Origin of the sequence: Acinetobacter silvestris (assembly GCF_002135235.1) — a bacterium.
GTDB lineage: Bacteria > Pseudomonadota > Gammaproteobacteria > Pseudomonadales > Moraxellaceae > Acinetobacter > Acinetobacter silvestris.
The window spans coordinates 34,183-55,741 of the sequence record NZ_NEGB01000007.1 but is presented as its reverse complement, the minus strand read 5'-3'; the positions used below and the strand labels follow the sequence as shown (position 1 = coordinate 55,741).

Here is a 21,559-nt window from a genome sequence, read left to right as displayed (position 1 = left end):
CCGTCAAAAAAAATCAATTTTCACGATGAGAATTAAAAAAGGGGGAAAACTTTGCTTCAAGCTATATCTCGTATTTATGAATAATAACTTTAAATAAAGAGGATCGAACCAAGTTCTGGTGTGATGATGTATCTGAAAGAGATGATACTGATGAATTGATGTAGAAATCGCTTGAGGCTACGTCAATACCATGTAGTCTAGAAAAGAACAAAAAACCCAGCAATAAAAATGAAATTTAAACAGAAATTTGTATATAATAGCTCACGGAAATTACCAGTGAGACTGTTATGTTGACCATCGTTCAAGAAGCCTTAACCTTCGATGATGTCTTATTACTCCCTGCCTATTCAACTGTCCTCCCAAAAGATGTCTCCTTAAAGGCACGCCTGACTCGTGGCATAAATCTGAATATCCCTTTAGTTTCAGCAGCAATGGATACCGTGACTGAGTCACGTATGGCAATTGCAATGGCGCAAAATGGCGGTATTGGTATTCTACATAAAAACATGGATATTTCTGCACAGGCTGCTGAAGTACGCCGTGTGAAAAAATTTGAAGCGGGAATGGTCAAAGATCCGATTACCGTGACACCAGAAACCACAGTTCGTGAACTCATTGCAATTACTCAAGCCAATAACATCAGCGGTGTGCCTGTTGTTAAAGATGGTAAAGTTGTCGGGATTGTCACGGGTCGTGATACACGTTTCGAAACGAATTTAGAACAACCTGTAAGTAATATCATGACAGGTCAAGACCGCCTTGTAACTGTACGTGAAGGTGAGTCTAAAGAAAATATTCAAGCATTGTTGCAAAAAAACCGCATCGAAAAAGTATTGGTGGTTGGTGAAAACAATGAATTGAAAGGTTTAATTACGGTCACTGATTTCCGTAAAGCTGAACTTTATCCATTGAGCTGTAAAGATGACTTAGGTCGCTTACGCGTTGGTGCAGCAGTAGGCACAGGACTGGATACACCAGCACGTGTTGAAGCATTGGTTGATGCAGGTGTGGATGTAATTGTAGTTGATACTGCACATGGTCATTCGGCTGGTGTAATTGAACGTGTGCGTTGGGTGAAAGCCAATTATCCGCAAGTTCAAGTCATTGGCGGAAATATTGCGACTGGTGATGCTGCACTAGCTTTATTGGATGCGGGTGCTGATGCGGTAAAAGTCGGTATTGGCCCAGGTTCAATCTGTACGACTCGTATTGTTGCTGGTATTGGCATGCCGCAAATCTCTGCAATTGATAGCGTTGCTAATGCATTAAAAGATCAAATTCCTTTAATCGCAGATGGTGGTATTCGCTTCTCAGGTGATATGGCGAAAGCGATTGGTGCTGGCGCAAGTACGATTATGGTCGGTTCACTCATGGCGGGTACTGAAGAAGCCCCTGGCGAAGTTGAATTTTTCCAAGGTCGTTACTATAAAGCTTATCGTGGTATGGGTTCTTTAGGTGCAATGGCTGGGGCAACTGGTTCTGCGGATCGTTATTTCCAAGACTCGAAAGCAGGTGCTGAGAAACTTGTTCCAGAAGGTATTGAAGGTCGTGTACCTTACAAAGGTCCAATGGGTAACATTGTTCACCAAATGATGGGTGGTTTACGTTCATCAATGGGGTATACCGGTTCTGCGACTGTTGAAGATCTTCGTCAAAATGCCCAATTTGTGAAAATTACAGCTGCGGGTATGCAAGAGTCACACGTACATGATGTAACGATTACTAAAGAAGCACCAAACTATCGTGTTGGTTAATCTTTGGTAGTGTTTTGATTGAAAAAAGCCGTCAGTTTATGACGGCTTTTTTATTTTGGTGTACAGTATTGCGATTGAAGAAAATAGCATAAAAAAGTGGGTAAAAAATGAGTTATTTTGGTACAGATGGAATTCGTGGAAAATTTGGTGAACTTCCAATTACCCCTGAATTTGCACTTAAATTAGGATTTGCGGCAGGTAAAGTATTAAAACAATTAAGTCCGAAATCTAAGCCAATTGTTGTTCTGGGTAAAGATACTCGTCTTTCAGGTTATATTTTAGAAGCTGCGCTACAGGCAGGTTTAAATGCAGCGGGCGTATATGTACATCTTTTAGGGCCACTACCAACCCCTGCAATTGCACATTTAACCCGTGCTTTACATGCCAATTTGGGTATTGTCATTTCAGCATCACATAATCCATATTTTGATAATGGTATTAAGTTTTTCTCGGCTGAAGGAAAAAAATTGCCAGATGTTGTACAAGAAGCCATTAATCAAGAATTAGAAAAAGACATTGTGATTGATGACACTGCAAACTTGGGAAAAAGTGTGCGGGTTAAAGATGCCAATGGGCGTTATATTGAATTCTGTAAATCAACATTTCCATACCATTTTGATTTGAGTCATTTAAAAATTGTGGTGGATTGTGCCAATGGAGCTGCGTATAGCGTGGGCCCTTCAGTCTTCCGTGAGCTGGGTGCAAAAGTGATTGCGCTTAATGTTGAGCCGAATGGGTTAAATATTAATGAAAACTGTGGTTCGACGCATCCAGAGCATTTACAACAAGCCGTCCTAGAGCATGAAGCAGATTTAGGCATTGCCTTTGATGGTGATGCGGATCGTGTTGTAATGGTTGATCGGCATGGGCACTTGGTCGATGGTGACCACATTTTATATGTACTTGCGACACAGGCAGCACATAAACCTGCGGGCATTGTCGGGACAGTCATGAGTAACATGGCGTTGGAATTGGCGTTGGAAAAAGCGCAAGTTCCATTTGTACGTGCCAATGTAGGTGACCGTTATGTATTGCAAAACCTAGAAGAACAAGCCTGGGTAATTGGTGGTGAGCCATCGGGCCATATTCTAACGCTAGATAAAAGTACCACAGGGGATGCAATCATCGCAGCACTGCAAGTATTAACCGTGATGGTGGAGCAGAGTAAAGGGTTGGATGAACTGATCGAAGACTTTAAATTATTTCCAAACGTGTTGGTGAATGTCCGTCTACAACAGATGTTTGACCCATTTAAAGTGCCTGCATTGGTTGCAGCATTTGATCAGGCTGAAGCTCAGCTGAAAGGTCGTGGACGACTCTTGATTCGTAAATCGGGTACTGAACCTGTGATCCGTGTTATGGTCGAAGGTGATGATTTGCAAGAGGTGACTAATCTGGCAAATCATTTGGCAGATGCGGTACGTCAACAAGCTGTCGCTTAAGTATTGAAAGGTAGGGTGTCATGCAGGATGTCATTAAAGATTTAAGTGAGCTTCGTTTAACTTATGAAAAAGATGCACTTTATGAAGAACATGTGGCTCAAGATCCACATCAGCAGTTCCTGATTTGGTTCAACGCTGCTTTAGCTGCAAAACTGCATGAACCCTATGCCATGTCTATAGCCACTGCGGATGCTGCAGGTCGACCACATGTACGTACTGTGTTATTACGGGGTGCAACGGAAGCTGGCTATGATTTCTATAGTAATTATGACAGTCAAAAAGGCTTAGATTTAGCTGAAAATCCTTATGCCGAATTTTTATTTTATTGGCCAGAATTAGAGCGGCAGATTCGAATTAGTGGTCAAGTTGAAAAAATTTCAGTAGCAGAATCCACAGACTATTATCATAAACGTCCACGAGATAGTCAGATTGCAGCGCATATCAGTACCCCACAAAGTGGTGTCATTGAAAGTCGTGAATTACTGGTACAACGCTTTCAGGCGTTACAGGATCAAGTTGTAGATTTGCAAACCTTGGAAAAACCTGAATTTTGGGGTGGATACCGCTTGGTGCCAAACCATTATGAATTTTGGCAAGGGCGACCTAATCGATTACATGACCGTTTAACTTTTGAGCGGATAGATGGTGTCTGGAAATTACAACGATTGATGCCATAAATGCAAAATATAGAAATTAAACAACGACCATTTTTAACACGCCCTGAAAATTTTCAGGGCGTTTCAGGCTTTATTGCTGAAATTTTAGCGCGCCGTGGTGTGCAGTCTGAGCAAGAACTTGATTTGAAATTAAAGTATTTACTGCCACCCAGCATGAAAGATTTGGATCAAGCCATTCAAATTATAGATACCGCGATTGATCAGCAGCAAAAAATTATCATTGTCGGTGACTATGATGCGGATGGTGCAACCAGTACCGCACTGATGATTCTTGCACTGCGTGAGATGGGTGCCAATGTGCAATATTTAGTGCCAGATCGATTCAAGTATGGCTATGGTCTAACCCCAGCGATTGCAGATCTGGCGTTTGAAAGATTCCAGCCCGAGCTGTTAATTACGGTGGATAATGGGATTTCTAGTCACGCAGGTGTAGCGCAGGCGCAAAAGCATGGTATGCAGGTGATTATTACCGACCATCATTTGACCACCAAAGAAACACCTAAAGCAGAAGCGGTAGTGAATCCCAATCAGTTGGGTTGTGGGTTTCCAAGTAAAGCTTTGGCTGGTGTCGGGGTGGCGTTTTATCTTTTAGCCAATCTTTCCAGTTATCGTTCAAAATTGGCTAAATCAGCTGCAAAAATAACGCAATATTTAGATTTGGTGGCATTGGGAACTTATGCCGATGTCGCGAGTTTGGATTATAACAATCGAATTTTAATCGATGCTGGTTTAAAGCGGATTCAACAGTATCAGTGTCGAGCAGGAATTAGTGCATTACTGGATATTGCAGCGCGTGATCCATCTGAATTAAAAGCACAAGATTTAGGTTTTGTCTTAGGGCCACGTATTAATGCTGCGGGTCGAATGGAAACCATGGACATAGGCATTGAGTGTTTGCTTGCAGTGGATATGCAGACGGCTTATCCATTGGCGCAGCAACTGAATGATTTGAATATAGAACGACGTCAAGTTGAAGCACAAATGAAGCAACAGGCTTTAACTGAATTGGCTCATCTTAATGTGGATCCAGAAAATTTACCTGCTGCATTGGTGATGTTTGATCAACAATGGCATCAGGGCGTGATTGGAATTGTTGCGGGTCGTTTAAAAGAACAGTTCCATCGCCCCAGTATTGTTTTTGCGGCAGACCAAGATGGGATACATATTAAAGGTTCCGCACGTTCGATTGATGGTGTGCATATTCGAGATATGATTGAAAAAGTGGCAGAACAATATCCACATTTGGTAAGTCATTTTGGTGGTCATGCCGCAGCGGCAGGTTTAACTCTTAAAAAGGAAAACTTTGAAGAGTTTAAACGGGTATTTTTAACGCTGATTCAAGAGCTGGACGCTGATTTGTTTCAGGCTGTTTTATGGACGGATGGCGAATTACCTAGGCATGCCTTGAATTTACATACAGTAGATATGATTGAGCAATTGGGGCCTTGGGGGCAAAAATTTCCTTCGCCTATTTTTGAAGGTCGTTTTCAAGTTTTAGAGTACCGTTGGTTAAAGGAAGTTCATCTTAAGTTAAAATTAGCTTTGGGCGATGGCCAATCTGTCGATGCCATTGCGTTTAATGCACAGGATAAATTTGCTTTTGACCCAAGTATTGCTGAAGTACACATTGTTTATGAAATGGATAAAAATCAATTTAATGGTAAGGTCAGTTTACAGCTGAAATTATTGTATTTAGAACAAAGTTAGTATGATTTACATAAAGAAAAACCGCTCATGGAGCGGTTTTTCTTTATGTAGAGCAATTAGAAGCGGTATGCGCCACGTACACCATAAGTGTTGTAGTTATCACCAAAACCGACTGAACCTTCTAAGCTAACTTGTTGATTGAAGAATTTTTTCGCACGAATTGAGAAAACATCTTCATCATTTAAATCACCATTTGTGCCGCTATAACCTGCACCAACACTGAAAGTTTTGTCTAAATAAAGATCTGCACCTAAGTTGTAATAGTCAACATCACCAAAGCTTGTTGCAGCTTCGAAGTTCATGTCATATTGACCAACTTTAGTCACATATTTAGCACGGATTGCAGGATCAACATTGTTGTCACCATCTTTTTGATCAACACCAACAATACCCGCAGCAATTAATAAACCTGGTACAGGTAAATAACCGACTTCAGCATTGTATGATGTGGTTTTTGTATCAAAATCATGGAATTCTGCTTTAGCGTGTTGGATACCAGCACTTGCATAAAAATCAGTGTTTGGTACGAAATATTCAACGCCACCACCGAATGTCGTTATTTTTAGATCATCATTATCCGAATAAGCGACATTGGCTTTAACATTGCTTGCGCGGTTTAAGAAACCAGCTTCATTTAAAGGCGCATCTTTGACTTGAACAGGGTTGAAATAGTAAGTGCCATCAATACCAAAACCAGTGGTAGTATTAGCATGATCTGGATCAATAACATTGATTGTTCCACCAACTTCAGCTTGGTATGCATTTGCGGTACCAGCAACAGCTAAAGTAGAGAATAATGCAGTTGCGATAGCTAACTTTTTCATAACTTTTCCCCTCTGAAAGAAGTAATTCGATGTATTTTTACATCTTTTGTTACAACTTAGTCTAAGTAAAAAAAATAGATCGTCAATCGTTCGATCGTAACTAGAATGTAATAATAGTGTTTTTGCGTAATTTATTTGTTTTAAATTTATGATATTTAATGCTTAATTAATATGTTTAGTTTTATTAAAACTGTGTGGATAGTATGGAGATTGGAGTGGTTGAGTGAAAACAATACATATTTTGTAATAAAAAAAGTATTTCTTGAGTGAAATACTTTTTAGAAAAAGGAAGTTAAACGAACAATATCGGCTTAAAAACGATAAGTTGCATTCACATTGAAGGTTTGTAAATCGCCACTAAAACCAAATTCACCCCCAACGGCAAGGTTTGGATTAAAGAAATATTTAGTGCGAACAGCGATGAAATTATAATCACTGACATCATCATCGTTCAGATAAAAGGCACCGCCTAAACTGAAGATTTTATTGAAGTAATAATCTGCACCGATCACAGCATTGTTCATATCGCCAAAAGTACCATTAGCATCAAGGTTCAAGTATTGACCTGCTTGACCAATGGGCATGACATACTTTGCTTTTACCGCAAAATTGGTTTCATTATCTTGGTCATCATTGCCTTGATAACCATCCACACCTACTGCTAAAAGTAAGTTATTGATTGGCATAAAACCCACGAGTGCACGATAGGTTGTGACATCATAATCATGTTGATATGAATCGCTTTTATCACTGCCTTTCACTTCAGTTTTATCTTTGACTTGACCAAAACCAATTGCAGCATCGAAATAGAATTGTTCATAAAAATATTCTAGACCACCAATGAAATGGTGAATATTACTTTCATCTTTTACTTTTGCTAATGGGTAAAGAGAGCCTTGATCCTCTAAAGAGATTATATATTCTTTACTTTTCCACTCGTTATAGTTGTATTGTGCATACACATTACTACTATGACTTAAGAATGCTGCTTCATTTAAAGGAGCTTCTTTGCTTTGAACAGCTTCAAAGTAATATGTCCCTTTTAAATCAAACTGTCCCTGAAAATCGGTCATGTGATCATTATTGTTAAAATAAGTGATACCACCATCTAATTGTGCATTGTAGGCAAAGCTTGAGCTCGCAATGGTTGTCAGAGCTAAAGTCACTAAAGTACGTTTCATGTTATATCCCCTTTCAAAGTTTTATAGTAAAAGTTGTAATAATATTTAAAATTTGTGCGTATTTTTCATAAAAAAAGTAGGACGGTCAATCGCTTTATCAATTTAAAAGCCATATCTCAAGTTGATTCGCTCTGTGATAGAATGCCTTCGAATTAAAAACTGTTCTTTATGGGATCAACACTCGTGGAAATTAATCCTTATCTAATCCAATTAAAAGACTTAAATGACCGTGGTCAAACACTACGGGGGTATCTTTGACTACGATCTAAAGAAAGAGCGTTTAGAAGAGGTTCTCCGCGAGTTAGAAGATCCAACGATTTGGAATGACCAAAGCCGTGCGCAAGCGATGGCGAAAGAAAAAGGTGAACTTGAAAACGTATTGAACGTTTTAGAGGGTTTATCTACTCAACTGGATGATGCACAAGCGCTACTTGATTTGGCGGTTGAAGCGGATGACGAAAGTCTACTTGAAGATGTACAAGCTGAGTTAACAGCGGCTGAAGAAGAGTTAGCAAAACTTGAATTCCGTCGTATGTTCAGTAATCCAATGGATCCGAATCCATGTTACGTCGAAATTCAAGCAGGTTCTGGCGGTACAGAAGCACAAGATTGGGCTTCAATGTTGTTGCGTATGTACTTACGTTGGATTGAGCGTCATGGCTTTAAAGCCGAGTTGATGGAAGAATCTGACGGTGATGTGGCCGGGATTAAATCGGCTACCATTCGTGTCGAAGGTGAGTATGCCTATGGCTGGTTACGTACCGAATCAGGTGTGCATCGTCTCGTGCGTAAATCGCCTTTTGACTCAGGTAACCGCCGTCATACGTCATTCTCAGCCGTTTTTGTTTCACCAGAAGTCGATGACAATATTGAAATTGATATTAATCCTGCCGATGTTCGTACGGATACTTATCGTGCATCAGGTGCAGGTGGTCAGCACATTAACAAAACCGACTCTGCGGTACGTTTAACGCATGCGCCGACAGGTATTGTGGTGGCGTGTCAGAACCAACGTTCGCAACATGCCAACCGTGATCATGCCTGGAAACAATTACGTGCTAAGCTCTATGAGCTTGAAATGAAAAAACGTAATGATGCAGCACAAGCACTTGAAGATACCAAGTCAGATATTGGTTGGGGCAGTCAGATTCGTTCATACGTGCTTGATGACTCACGCATTAAAGACTTGCGCACCAGTGTAGAAAGTTCCAACACGGGTGCTGTACTGGATGGTGATTTAGATAAGTTTATTGAAGCGAGCTTGAAACAAGGTTTGTAATTTAAATTTATAACAGAAGCAAAGTGTTATCAGTGTTTTACAAATATATCCAAATAAAACGATATTAAAATCGTAAAAATGCGATATATTGGTATCAAGATGCTGAATAGCGCTTTGCCGATTCATTTTTAAAATGTTTCATTAAATGTGTCTGGACTATGGATATCGATTTAATTTTTAAAGCCTTAGCAAATCCAACTCGCCGACAAATATTGGAATGGTTGAAATCACCTGAACAGTTCTTATCGGAAGAGCAATGTCGAGGCTTTAATCGTGGTGTTTGTGCAGGAAATATCGAGAAACTCGGTAATGTTTCTCAGTCGACCATGTCTAATCATTTATCTGTATTACAGCAGGCAGGTTTAATTCAAGCGGAAAAATATGGACAATGGTCTTATTTTTCTCGCAATGAAGTGCTTATTCAGCAATACATTGAATATCTGAAAAACTCACTTTAAAACAAATCACTCAACTTATTTATACGGGTTTGTTCAATACGTGAGTCATGAGGCATATATGGCTGAATTTAACACTCCTCTGATCCTTGGCGATTTACATCTTAAAAACCGCGTAGTGATGGCACCTCTCACCCGTAGTCGCGCAACAGCTGATCGCATTCCAACAGCAATGATGGCTACTTATTATGCACAGCGAGCAAGTGCAGGTTTAATTATTTCTGAAGCGACGGTCATTTCTGAAGCAGCCAATGGTTATTTCAATACGCCAGGCTTGTTTACTGATGCACAAGTTGCAGGCTGGAAGAAAGTCACAACAGCGGTACATGATCAAGATGGTTTAATTGTTGCACAGTTGTGGCATGTCGGCCGTGTTTCACATCCAGATGTATTGAATGGTGATACACCTGTTTCTGCCAGTGCAGTTCAACAGGCAGGCTATGTGAGCCTATTACGCCCAAAACGCGAATATGTTGTTCCACGTCCGCTTGAAATTGCTGAAATAAAAACCATTATAGAGCAATATAAACAGGCTGCAATTCGTGCAAAAGAGGCTGGTTTTGATGGCGTAGAATTGCATGCAGCCAATGGTTATCTGATTGACCAGTTTTTACAAAGTTCGACCAATCAGCGTGAAGATGAATATGGCGGCTCAGTAGAAAATCGTGCGCGTTTATTGCTTGAAGTTATGGATGCCTTGATTGAAGTTTGGGGTGCGGGACGCGTTGGTGTGCATTTGGCACCACGTGGCGATGAGCATGATATGGGTGATGATCATCCTAAAGAAACTTTTGGTTATGTCATGCAAGAATTGGGCAAACGCCAGATCGCATTCTTCTTTACTCGTGAATATATTGACGCTGAAAGCATCAGCCTTGATATGAAAGCGCGTTCAAATGGTGTGCCATATATTGCCAATATGCGTTTAAGCCGTGAAGATGCCTTGGAATTGTTGGCATCAGGTCAGGCGGAAGCGGTGTCTTTTGGTAAAGACTATATTTCTAATCCTGACTTGTATGAGCGTTTAGTACAAGATGCACCACTGAATGAATTGGTATTTGATAATATGATTGGAACAGATGTAGCGGAAGGCTATATCGATTATCCAACCTTGGCTGAAAGTTTAGTCACTTCAGAGTAAGGACACAAACTCTTGCATCTTATGAGCATTATTCATTAACAACTGAATAATGCTCTGTTATATTTGCCGATTGAATTCATTGTAGGGCACGTGTTTGGCTACTCCTTTCTGGTACAATGCAGCATTAGCAATCATTAAGCCTTTGTATCAATGGCGGATTAAAAAGCGCGCCTTAAATTTAGAACAATATCAACAAGAATGTCTTGAGCGATTTGGTCCATTTCAAGCAGCTAAGAATAAAAATACGATCTGGTTTCATGCTGTTTCAGTGGGTGAAACCAATGCGGCACAACCTTTAATTGAACACTATTTGAAATTAGGTCATGCCGTTCTGGTCACCAATACCACCAAAACTGGGCAAATACGGGCTAAATCATTATTCTTAAAAGCACCGTATGCAGATTTATTTCAAGCTGTATATTTACCTGCTGATCAGAAATATTTAATCCAAGCTTTTTATCAAAAATATCAGCCTAAAATTTTAATTTTAGTTGAAACGGAGTTGTGGCCTAACTTAATCGATCAAGCTCAGCAATTTCACGTGCCGTGTTTATTGGTGAATGCGCGTCTTTCTGAAAAATCCGCGCAAGGTTATGGGAAAGTACCGAGTTTGACAGCGCCAATGCTACAAAAATTAGATCATTTATTGGCACAAGATCTGGCAACACAACAACGTTTTATTGCTTTAAGTATGCCCGCAGAGAAAACACAAGTTTTGGGCAGTATTAAATTTGATATTTCGGCACCAGATATCGTGCTTCAACAAGCACAACAACTAAAGCAGGATTGGAATTTAGTAAAGCGTAAAATTATAACCATTGCCAGTACCCATGCACCTGAAGAACAATTAGTGTTGACTGCGCTTAAGCCTTATTTAGAACAGTATACTGATATGCTGTGTATCGTTGTACCACGTCATCCTGAACGTTTTGATGAGGTCTTTCAGATCGCGAAGAGTTTAAATTTAACAACCCAACGCCGCAGTTTAGGGCAAGTTATTCATACTGATACGCAAGTGTATTTGGCGGATAGTATGGGTGAGCTCTGGTTGTGGTATGCATTAAGCCAAGCTTGTTTTGTCGGTGGTTCTTTGAATCAACCCGGTGGTGGACATAATATTTTAGAGCCGATGGTGCTGAATGTACCTACCGTGATTGGGCCAAATTATGTAAATTTTCAAGCGATTGTGCATGAATTTTTACAAGCAGATGCGATCAAAATTGGTCAGTCTGCAGAAGAGGTTGTACACATTTTAGTGCAATGTCTTGAAGATTCGAGTTTTGCGCAGACGCTAACTCAGCATGCAATGCAGGTTTTAGAACGTAATAAAGGCGCATTACACAAACATATTGCTGTAATTGATCAATACCTTTAATTCAATGTAAAAACTGGTATATATGCAATGAACATTGTTCTTTTAGACGCTCGTCAAACTCAATCCGCGTTGTGGTCTATTACATCGAAACGCCAAATTGAGCATTTAAAAACACATGTAGATATACAAGTCGGGGATACTTTAAGAGTTGGTATTCGTGAGGCTAAGCGTTATTTAACTGAAATTGTTTCTATTTCAGAGCACGCTATCCAAATTAAACCAATCCAAGAAGAATCAGTTCCTACCAAATTACCCGTCACATTGATCGTGGCCTTACCTCGGCCCAAGGTTTTACGCCGACTGATTATGGATAGTGTTACTTTAGGTGTAAATAAAATTATATTGATCCACAGTTATCGGGTGGATAAAAGTTATTGGCAATCTCCCTTTTTACAGCAGCTTGAACATTATGTGACGCTCGGCCTAGAACAGGCTGGGGATACGGTTGCACCTAAAATTGAAGTGTATAAACGATTTAAACCTTTTGTTGAAGATATATTACCCACACTAATTTCAGCAGAGCAACCCGCTTATGTCGCGCATCCTTATGTAGAGCAAAGCATGCCATCCGGAATTAATCATCCCTGTAGTATTGTGATTGGCCCAGAAGGCGGTTTTATTCCCTATGAAATTGACCTGCTCATCAAAAACGGCTGCCATGCATTAAGCTTAGGCAACCGCATTATCCGCACTGAAACCGTAATTCCTTATGTTTTAGGACGATTATTTAGCACGTGTTAAATAAGTATCTTCAATAGATGAATCAGTACGAGACATTTTCACTTCCTGCACCGGATATGGAATTGAAATATCATGTTTCGCAAAGGCCTCCAATACGCGTTCCTGAACTTCACTGATAGATGCTGAGGTTGAGGTTTCCGTAGTGTCTACCCACCACTGGACTTTTAAGTTGATCGAAAAGTCAGCCAAAGCGGAGACATTGACGCTGAAACCGGGTTGACTCAAGATAGTTTGGTCTTTATCTAAAATTTGTAGAATAATCTTTTTGGCTTGCTGTATGTCATCTTCATAGCCAATCCCGACGCTAAACTCACAACGACGACGTTGATAGGCTGTATTGACCGTGACGGCACTGGTATAGACAGTGGCATTGGGAATCACAATACGACGACCATCAGGTGAATGTAAGAAGGTTGCACGAATTTGAATATCTTCAACCGTACCTTCCATATTGTTAACAACAATGCTGTCACCAATTTGGAATGGTTCACTGAGCAAGATCAGAATGCCTGAAAGCATATTTTGAAAAATATCTTTGAATGCAAAACCGATGGCAACCGAACCAATGCCTAAAGCACTCATCAATTGGCCTGGTGTAAACCCTGGAATTGCAATGACCATCGCAATTAAGAAACCAAAGAAAATAATAAAAGTACTACCGACACGGTTCAACACCAAGACTAAATTTTGTCGGGTATAAGAACGATTTTCTAGAGTTTTACGGACAAAAAGTTTGAACAGTTTAGACAGTAACCAAAAAATAAAGAGCACGATAAGGGCAATGCATAAATAGGGCATACGCTCCCAAAATCCATCGACGAATTTATCAATCGTGGTATAAGCATCATTATATTTTGCAGTGTGTTCAATGACTGATTTTGCAGTTTTTTCACCTGCAGTATGAATCAATTGTGTGGTGCCTTGAGCGACCTCACTTAAGGTATTTGCTTCTTCAGCCACAATGTTATCCAATAAAAAAGTTGCGCTATTTTGCCTGAATTTTTGGTGAAATAAAGGATGATCTTATGTATTTCCTCTCGCATTCACGCGATAGGCCAATTCGGTAAGGAAATGTTAATTTCTAAAAAAAGGCTACGATTCTCTCTAGATAAAATATAAGATTAAAAAAACAACAGTATGACCAACATTTAAAATAATTCCGAATATCCATAGGCTCAATATAAGCGATTGAATGACCTCAACGGCTACGACAAAAGTACAATTATTCAGCAATTTTCGTAATCGTGATATTAGAGCTATGCAAGAAATAAAATCAATAACTTAAGCATACATCTCGAGATGAGATACATCATGAAGGATCGATAATATGAAAGAAATATATCCAGTACCAGAGGTCTTTGCAAAAACGGCACGGACCAATGAGCAACAATATTTTGAGCGTTATCAACAATCCATCGCTGATCCAAATGGATTTTGGGCAGAAGCGGCAAACAAACTTGATTGGATTAAACCCTTTACACAGGTTAAAAATACCAATTTTGATAAAGATAATTTTAAAATTGAATGGTTTGCAGATGGTCAATTGAATGTCAGTAGTAATTGTTTAGATCGTCACTTAAAAGAACATCCGCATAAACCTGCCATTATTTGGGAAGGTGATCATCCATCACGGCATAAAATTATTTCCTTCGAAGCGCTGCATGATGAAGTCTGTCGTTTTGCCAATGTTTTAAAGAAAAATGGGATCAGTAAAGGTGATCGTGTAGTTTTATATATGCCAATGATTCCAGAAGCAGCAATTGCGATGTTGGCCTGTACCCGAATCGGTGCTGTACATTGTGTGGTCTTTGGCGGTTTTTCCCCAGATTCACTGGCCAGTCGTATCGATGACAGTCAAGCTAAATTGGTCATTACGGCTGACTCGGGTATGCGTGGTGGTAAAAGTCTACCACTCAAAGAAAATGTAGATGCTGCTCTCAAATTAGCCGGTACTGGTTCAGTTCAAAATATGATTGTGGTTCATCGGACAGGTAATCCTATTTCCATGCAGGCTGGTCGTGATTTGTGGTATCACATGGAAATCATGAGCGTAAATGATATTTGTCCACCTGAGCCAATGAATGCCGAAGATCCTCTGTTCATTCTTTATACCTCAGGATCGACGGGTAAACCGAAAGGGGTGTTACATACCACAGGTGGATATCTCACCTATGTGAATAGCACTTTTCGTGAAGTTTTTGATATAAAACAAGATGATGTGTTTTGGTGTACAGCAGATGTCGGTTGGATCACGGGGCATTCCTATGTGCTGTATGGACCCCTGTCTAATGGGACAACCACGGTAATGTCAGAAGGTATTCCCCAGTATCCAACTTGGGCACGTACTGGGCATATTGTAGATAAGCATAATATTACGATTCTATATACAGCACCGACAGCGATTCGAGCCATGATGCGTGAAGGCGATGCTTTTGTACGCGAAAGTGATCGCAGTAGTTTGCGTTTATTGGGTTCAGTCGGTGAACCGATTAATCCAGAAGCATGGAATTGGTATTACACAGTTGTAGGTGAAAGTCGTTGTCCAATTGTGGATACATGGTGGCAAACGGAAACAGGTGGAATCTTGATTGCACCATTACCTGGCGCAACTGCGTTAAAACCCGGTTCGGCGACGCGTCCATTTTTTGGGATACAGCCAGGAATAGTTGATGCAGAAGGTCATGAATTAGAGGGTGAGGCGGAAGGGAATTTAATTATTAAAGATTCATGGCCGGGTCAAATGCGAACCATTTGGGGTGATCCAGCGCGGTTTATCGATGCATTTTTCTTAACCTATCCCGGAAATTATTTTACTGGAGATGGTGCGCGCCGTGATAAGGATGGCTATTACTGGATTACAGGTCGTGTCGATGATGTATTGAATGTATCTGGGCATCGTTTAGGTACTGCTGAAATTGAAAGTGCATTGGTTGCACATGAAAAAGTCGCTGAGGCTGCGGTGGTTGGTATGCCACATGAAATCAAAGGTCAAGGCATTGCGGTATATGTGACTTTACAAGCGGGTGAAGCTGAAACAGAAGAATTACGTAAAGAATTGGTCGGTTGGGTACGCAAGGTGTTAGGGCCAGTAGCAACGCCAGATGCCATTTATTGGGCACCATCCTTACCCAAGACGCGTTCTGGGAAAATCATGCGCCGGATTTTACGTAAGATCGCAGCCAATGAACTAGACAGTTTAGGAGATACTTCGACATTGGCAGATCCAAGTGTTGTTGATCAATTGATTATTGAGGTGAAGGCAAATTCATAGCATCGGAATGTAGGGAAGTTAGCAATACCAATTTTGGGGAGTGATCTCTCATTTTTATTGGATCGATATCATTAAATTTAGATACCGTTAGACACGTTCTAGCGGTTCTGGTCTAAAATTGCATAAATTCCCTAGAAAATAGAGGGAATTAAAGTTTAAGCCAGTACTTTATTTAAAAAATCGTGAATATTTACGTATCCTTAATGGCAATAGTGCGGTTAGAATCAAACTCTGTGCTAGAGATATCTCGCTTCGCTTATGAATATTTTAATCGTTGATGACCACCCGCTGTTTCGCCACGCTTTAATTCAAGCGGTTCGTTATAGTTTTCCTCAGGCTCAAATTCATGAAACTGCAGCAGTGAATGAATTTTATGAGCGTTTAGAGAATGGTCCTGAACCAGATTTAGTTTTACTCGATTTGAATTTACCCGGTGCATCTGGTTTTTCGGCATTGGTTCACGTTCGTGCGCAGTATCCCTCGTTACCTATTATTGTGGTTTCTGCACATGAGGATTCCTCGATTATCCAACGTGCAATTGCACATGGTGCAATGGGTTATATTCCAAAATCAGCTCATCCGAGCCATATTGGTGAAGCAATTCGTCATGTGCTAGAAGGGGATATTTGGTTACCACCCAATTTACCTGCTAATATGAACTTTGATCCGCGTGCAGCAGATGAAACGGCATTGGCTGAGCGAATTCAATCTCTGACACCACAGCAGTTCCGTGTATTAATGATGGTGGCTGAAGGTCTGTTGAATAAGCAAATTGCTTATGAGTTGGATGTGTCTGAAGCAACCATTAAGGCACATGTCACCGCTATATTCCGTAAATTGGGTGTACAAAATCGAACTCAAGCTGTTTTGGCCATTAGTGCATTGAATATTGAAGAAAGACGCGTTTAAGCAAAATAGCAGATGTTAAAAAAGACCTGAATTCAGGTCTTTTTTATGGTTGAAATTTAACAGAATGTAACTTTCAGCGTTTAAGCTAAACAATCTTGTTTTGCAATTAAATCAGGACAACCCAATGGATTTAAAGCGCATTGTAGATCATCAATTTGCTCTTGAGTGACATAACCTTTTGCTTTTAAATAGTTGGCAACGCGATCATCTCTTAAGCTCAAAAATGCGGCATCATAAACGCCTAAATCGACAAATAGTGCAGCAGTTTCAAGACTATTAAAACGATCAAGGAAAATATCATTACCATACATTAAGAAAATATGGTCATAGTTTTCATGTACATTGACCGCTAAACGATTGGCTAACGTTTGCGGGGCTGTTTTAATAAATAATAAATCTGAAAGCTCGTCAAAGTGGGTCATGTCCAATTCATTATTGCCAGATTTAACTTTACCCAACCAAGCTTTAAAAACGAGAACAGCACCACCACGTAGCAACATACTCCAAATCTGATGTCGCACTTCTTCATTTAGACCGCGGCATTCTGTTTCCAGTAATTGGATCAGTTTTTCTTCTTGCTGTGCAAGTTTATCGAATAATCCCAAACCTTGTGGTTGGTAGGCAGTCGGGGTAAATACATCAAATTTGAGTTCATCAAACACTTGCAGTGCTAAAGGAACAGCATTGCGATAAAGCGTGTCTAAAGCTTGAAGGTGAGTGGCATTCAGCTTGCTGTCTTTAAAAAGCTCTGACCAATTAATTGCAGGCAACATTGAATTAACGCCATATTGACGATGTAGTTGTTGAGATTGATGGTTGGATGCAGGGGTAGTATTTGAAATATTCATTTTGAGCGCCTCATTTTAATCGTTTTGCTTCAATTTTTATCGCAACATCCCTGAGCGTTTAAAAATGAATCAATAATGACCTATTTATGATTTATCTAAGAAGCAATAGGAATACGACTAAAGTTCTATAGTGCTATTTTTTGTATTTAATTATATAAATTACAAAATCTTATGAAATTGTAACTAAGTGTACAAGTGTGCACTTTCTATTTTGATTGTATTTGCCATAGCAAACAATGTGATGATTTTTTTGGTCAATTAAAAGTGCTGAAAAGAGTTCAATCTTGAAAACTTTTGCCTAAACGAGGAAATAAATTGCTATTTCACTGCATTTTACGTCAATTTATGTATAAAGAAAGCGTATGTTCTGTTGCAGACATGCGCTTCTTTTATGTTTCGCAGAATGGATTATTTAGAAATTTTTAACCCAGATAGCCATGAGCGCAATGATGCTGGTTTTAAAGGTTTCCTTAATAGCACTACATTTAATTCTTTCAAACGCTGTGGTAATTCAGGATCAGAATCGGCAGTAATTAATGCTACCGGTACATTTTCTTGACGGTGCTCTAAAATAAAATCTAAACCAATTTTCCCCTGATTTAAATGTTGATCAACCAGCCAGACTTGAATGTTTTCTTGTTGAATCAATTGCAGTGCGCGTTCCGGTTCAGTGGCTTTAAAAACTTGATAGCCCCATTTGGTCAGCAATGTAGACATTCCATCTAAGATGTTTTCATCATTATCTAAGCATAAAACCTTATAGGCTTTGGTTTTTAAGGGTACCGCTTGGACAGGTGCCGCAACGACTTTGGGTGCTTCTACAATTGGAACTTCGATCATGAAACATGAACCTTTCCCCAGTTCCGAATAGACATTGACGGGATAATCCAATAAACCAGTCATACGTTGCACAATCGCTAAACCGAGCCCAAGACCTTGCTCACCCCATGGCGATGTATGACCGCAACGCTCGAATTCTTGGAATAATTTAATTCGTTGCTCTTCTGCAATGCCTGGACCTGTGTCCCAAACACCGATACGAATATGATTCGGATGTTGAGATGAGCGTAATACACCAACAACAACGCGACCTTTGGCGGTATAGCGTAGTGCATTACTGACGAAATTTTGAATAATACGACGAATCCATTGTGGATCGGTATTAATCCAAAATTTCACATCATGCACTTTAAATTGGATATTGCGTTGTGCAGCAATGGATTTGAATTGCAATTCTAAATCATGGAGTAAGTCATGTAGCGGATAAGCTTGGCGATTGGGCTGTAGGCTGCCACCTTCTAAACGTGCGATGTCTAAGAGAGCAGAGAGCATACTTTCCGCACCATGTAAGGCACGATCCAATTGCTGTAGTGTTTTTCGATCTTCTTCAGATTGTACACTTTGTTCCAGTGCGGTACTGAAGAGTCGAGCCGCATGCATTGGTTGTAATAAGTCATGACTTGCTGCTGCAATAAAACGACTTTTTGACATATTGGCACGGTCCGCTTGCTCACGTGCTAATTGTTGCTCAGATAAAGCATTGGCCAATTGTTGGGTTCGGTCTGAAACACGGGCTTCAAGAATGGCTTCATTTTCACGGAAAGCCGTAATATCTGCAAAGGTCGTGACAAAACCACCCCCTTCAATTGGATTGCCTCGCATTTGGATGACGCGACCATCTTTTCGAATTCGCTCGAATTCATGTGCGCTACCGACTTTCATCCAATGCATACGCTTGCGCACATGCTCATCAATGGAACCGGGGCCACATTCGCCACGTTCAGCGTTATAACGAATTAAATCTGAAATAGGGCAGCCGACATAAACTAAATCTTTTGGATAATCAAAAAGTTTAAGATATTGGTTATTCCAAGCCACCAAGCACATATTTTCATCGACTACGCTGACACCTTGAGTCATATGGTCAATCATGGTCATAATCAGGTTTTGATTAAAACGTTGCCATTGTGAAGCTTGGTCTAGAATATTCGCCACTTGTCCCAAGGCTAAACCATTATTGACCATCGCTGTGGTGAGTAAGGTTCGTGCTGATGCTGCACCAATAGTTCCAGCAAGATATTGTTCTGTAAAGCGCCACCACATGCCATTGGCACTGCTATTTTCATTCAGTACCACCTTGTTCATATTACAAAATTGCTGAAACGCATGTACGGTTGGCCCTTCACCAGTAATTCGTTTCGCCAATGTAATTAAATCCCCCACTTTTAAGCGTGCCACGTCATGATGCAAATAGTTCATATCCGTCGAGGTGTTTTGAGCTGGCAAGGGTTTGGTTTCGTAGTAAAAAAAGCTTTCCGCTTGGATTTGTTCGGCAATGCTTGGACGGTAAAGTCTAGAGATCCAAATAAACAAAAGGATATTTAAACCGAGTGCCCAAGTTACACCATGCGTCAGTGGTGCAAAGGATTCAAAGCCCAATAATGCTTCAGGGCGTAACCATGTAATGCCCATTGGTCCTAAGCTTAAAAACTGATGAGAAAATTGACTATATTCTATTGGGAGGCTGCGCAAAATTGTCGGGAGCAGTAGCGTATAAGTCCATAGTGCAAAACCAACCACCAAGCCAGCATAAACGCCTTGTCGACTGCCACCGCGCCAATATAAACCACCAATGAGTGCCGGTGAAAACTGTGCAACGGCACTAAAGGCCAATAGGCCAAAAGTCGAAAGTTGGTCAATATCATTAAAGAAGTGAAAAAATAAGAAGCCGAGAAACATCACCGCCAAAATACAGACGCGTCGGGTAAATTTAAGCACCTGAGGTAAGCGTTTATCATGCCGTGATAATAAATTGAAGCGCCATAATGCAGGCATGATTAAGTCATTACTCAGCATGATGGAAAGTGCAACAGATGAAACCAATAACATCCCTGTCGATGCGGAGAAGCCACCGAGGAAGGCCAATAAGGTGAGCCATTCTTGGTTATAACTCAGCGGTAAAGATAAAACTGCGACATCTGGAATAGAAAGATAAGCTGGCGCAGCATGTAAGGCCCAACTGGCAATCGGAATAATGGCAAAAATCGTTAACACTAAATAAGCAGCAAACCAACGTCGTGCACCACGGATATGTTTTTCATCACGTAATTCGACCACAGCAACGTGAAATTGACGGGGTAAGCAAATAATCGCTAAAGCCGCCAATAAGGTCTGTACCCAAAATGTTTCTGGTACGCCAAAGCGTTGCACATCATGAAAGCTTTTACTGACATCATGCGAAATTTGAATAATATTTTGTGGAGATTCAAAGATAAAGAACAGGGCAACGCATAGTAAGGCAAAAAGTTTGACGAAGGATTCGAATGCGACGGCTAACATTAAGCCACCATGTTGTTCCGTATTGGCAATTTGCCGCGTACCAAACATCATCGCTAAAATGGCCAATACCGCAGTTAGGGCTAAAACACCATTGGTAGTGGCTGAAGCCACTTGCGTATTTTGCTGTAGCATCACTGAAGCACTGAGTGCAATTGCCCGCAGTTGTAAAGCCAAATAAGGAATAATGGCAATGACAGCCAGAATGGTCACTAAGGATGCCAGCGTGCCACTTTTGCCGTATCGTGCAGCTACAAAGTCGGCGATAGAAGAAATGGCATGATGTCGTCTGACCCGACCTAAACGTCGCCAAATATCATAACCTAGTCCAACGAATAATAAGGGGCCTAAATAAATCGGTAAGAATAGAATACCTTCCCGAACAGCGGCACCTGTTGCACCATAAAATGTCCAAGATGAACAATAAACACCCAGTGTTAGACTAAAGAGAAGCATCCGCCCACGCGTACTTAAGCGACTCGCGTGCTTCTCTCCGTAAAATGCGCAAACAAATAAAACTAAGATATAAAGGGCCAGAACCCCAATAATCAACCAACTGTTCATAAGGACTACGGTTTAAAATTCTGTGCCTATAATAGCGTATACATGAACTGACACG

General features: G+C 40.4%; 16 protein-coding genes. 11 read left to right on the top strand and 5 right to left on the bottom strand.

All coding sequences use genetic code 11. The features are described from left to right. Positions 1-287: 287 nt before the first annotated feature. The 4 genes from guaB (at position 288) to recJ (ending at position 5,580) form a co-directional block, all read left to right on the top strand. Positions 288-1,754 (top strand): IMP dehydrogenase, encoded by a 1,467-nt coding sequence (gene guaB / locus B9T28_RS11915; protein WP_086204211.1) that lies wholly within the window; start codon positions 288-290, stop codon positions 1,752-1,754. 107 nt (positions 1,755-1,861) lie between these two features. Continuing rightward, complete coding sequence (glmM, locus tag B9T28_RS11910; protein ID WP_086204210.1) at positions 1,862-3,196, top strand: phosphoglucosamine mutase; 1,335 nt, start codon at positions 1,862-1,864, stop codon at positions 3,194-3,196. 20 nt (positions 3,197-3,216) lie between these two features. Further along, positions 3,217-3,873, top strand: a complete 657-nt coding sequence (gene pdxH / locus B9T28_RS11905; RefSeq protein WP_086204209.1) for a pyridoxamine 5'-phosphate oxidase — start codon at positions 3,217-3,219, stop codon at positions 3,871-3,873. Then, complete coding sequence (recJ, locus tag B9T28_RS11900; protein WP_086204208.1) at positions 3,874-5,580, top strand: single-stranded-DNA-specific exonuclease RecJ; 1,707 nt, start codon at positions 3,874-3,876, stop codon at positions 5,578-5,580. Between the two features lie 56 nt (positions 5,581-5,636). Here the strand turns inward: recJ and B9T28_RS11895 are convergent, their stop codons facing one another. Next, positions 5,637-6,404, bottom strand: a complete 768-nt coding sequence (locus tag B9T28_RS11895) for a putative porin (protein ID WP_086204207.1) — start codon at positions 6,402-6,404, stop codon at positions 5,637-5,639. Between the two features lie 311 nt (positions 6,405-6,715). Then, on the bottom strand, positions 6,716-7,585 hold the full coding sequence (locus tag B9T28_RS11890; protein WP_086204206.1) for a putative porin: 870 nt from the start codon (positions 7,583-7,585) through the stop codon (positions 6,716-6,718). Positions 7,586-7,753: 168 nt separating this feature from the next. On the opposite strand from B9T28_RS11890, the gene prfB reads away from it, so the two are divergent. From prfB to B9T28_RS11865, 5 genes are all read left to right on the top strand, one after another. Continuing rightward, a protein-coding gene (gene prfB / locus B9T28_RS11885) for a peptide chain release factor 2 (RefSeq protein WP_143222617.1) occupies positions 7,754-8,864 on the top strand; the annotation gives its coding sequence in 2 pieces (ribosomal slippage) (positions 7,754-7,840 and positions 7,842-8,864; 1,110 coding nt in all). Between the two features lie 158 nt (positions 8,865-9,022). After that, positions 9,023-9,322 carry an ArsR/SmtB family transcription factor gene (locus B9T28_RS11880; RefSeq protein ID WP_086204204.1) on the top strand — a complete coding sequence of 100 codons (300 nt, stop codon included), beginning with the start codon at positions 9,023-9,025 and terminating at the stop codon, positions 9,320-9,322. A gap of 58 nt (positions 9,323-9,380) precedes the next feature. After that, on the top strand, positions 9,381-10,460 hold the full coding sequence (locus B9T28_RS11875) for an alkene reductase (RefSeq protein ID WP_086204203.1): 1,080 nt from the start codon (positions 9,381-9,383) through the stop codon (positions 10,458-10,460). A gap of 94 nt (positions 10,461-10,554) precedes the next feature. After that, positions 10,555-11,835, top strand: coding sequence for a 3-deoxy-D-manno-octulosonic acid transferase (locus tag B9T28_RS11870; protein ID WP_086204202.1), 1,281 nt, complete (start codon positions 10,555-10,557; stop codon positions 11,833-11,835). Positions 11,836-11,862: 27 nt separating this feature from the next. After that, complete coding sequence (locus B9T28_RS11865; protein ID WP_086204201.1) at positions 11,863-12,576, top strand: 16S rRNA (uracil(1498)-N(3))-methyltransferase; 714 nt, start codon at positions 11,863-11,865, stop codon at positions 12,574-12,576. Here B9T28_RS11865 and B9T28_RS11860 read toward each other — a convergent pair. Next, positions 12,559-13,536: a mechanosensitive ion channel family protein gene (locus tag B9T28_RS11860; RefSeq protein WP_086204200.1), complete on the bottom strand. Its 978-nt coding sequence runs from the start codon at positions 13,534-13,536 to the stop codon at positions 12,559-12,561. The genes B9T28_RS11865 and B9T28_RS11860 overlap by 18 nt on opposite strands. 367 nt (positions 13,537-13,903) lie before the next feature. Here B9T28_RS11860 and acs point away from each other — a divergent pair, with 367 nt between their 5' ends. Both acs and B9T28_RS11850 read left to right on the top strand, forming a co-directional pair. Beyond that, positions 13,904-15,847 (top strand): acetate--CoA ligase, encoded by a 1,944-nt coding sequence (gene acs, locus B9T28_RS11855; protein WP_086204199.1) that lies wholly within the window; start codon positions 13,904-13,906, stop codon positions 15,845-15,847. Between the two features lie 258 nt (positions 15,848-16,105). Then, positions 16,106-16,756 carry a response regulator gene (locus B9T28_RS11850; RefSeq protein WP_086204198.1) on the top strand — a complete coding sequence of 217 codons (651 nt, stop codon included), beginning with the start codon at positions 16,106-16,108 and terminating at the stop codon, positions 16,754-16,756. 80 nt (positions 16,757-16,836) lie between these two features. Here the strand turns inward: B9T28_RS11850 and B9T28_RS11845 are convergent, their stop codons facing one another. Beyond that, positions 16,837-17,604 carry a hypothetical protein gene (locus B9T28_RS11845; RefSeq protein ID WP_086204197.1) on the bottom strand — a complete coding sequence of 256 codons (768 nt, stop codon included), beginning with the start codon at positions 17,602-17,604 and terminating at the stop codon, positions 16,837-16,839. 408 nt (positions 17,605-18,012) lie between these two features. Beyond that, positions 18,013-21,504: a hybrid sensor histidine kinase/response regulator gene (locus tag B9T28_RS11840; RefSeq protein WP_086204196.1), complete on the bottom strand. Its 3,492-nt coding sequence runs from the start codon at positions 21,502-21,504 to the stop codon at positions 18,013-18,015. Positions 21,505-21,559: the final 55 nt, after the last annotated feature.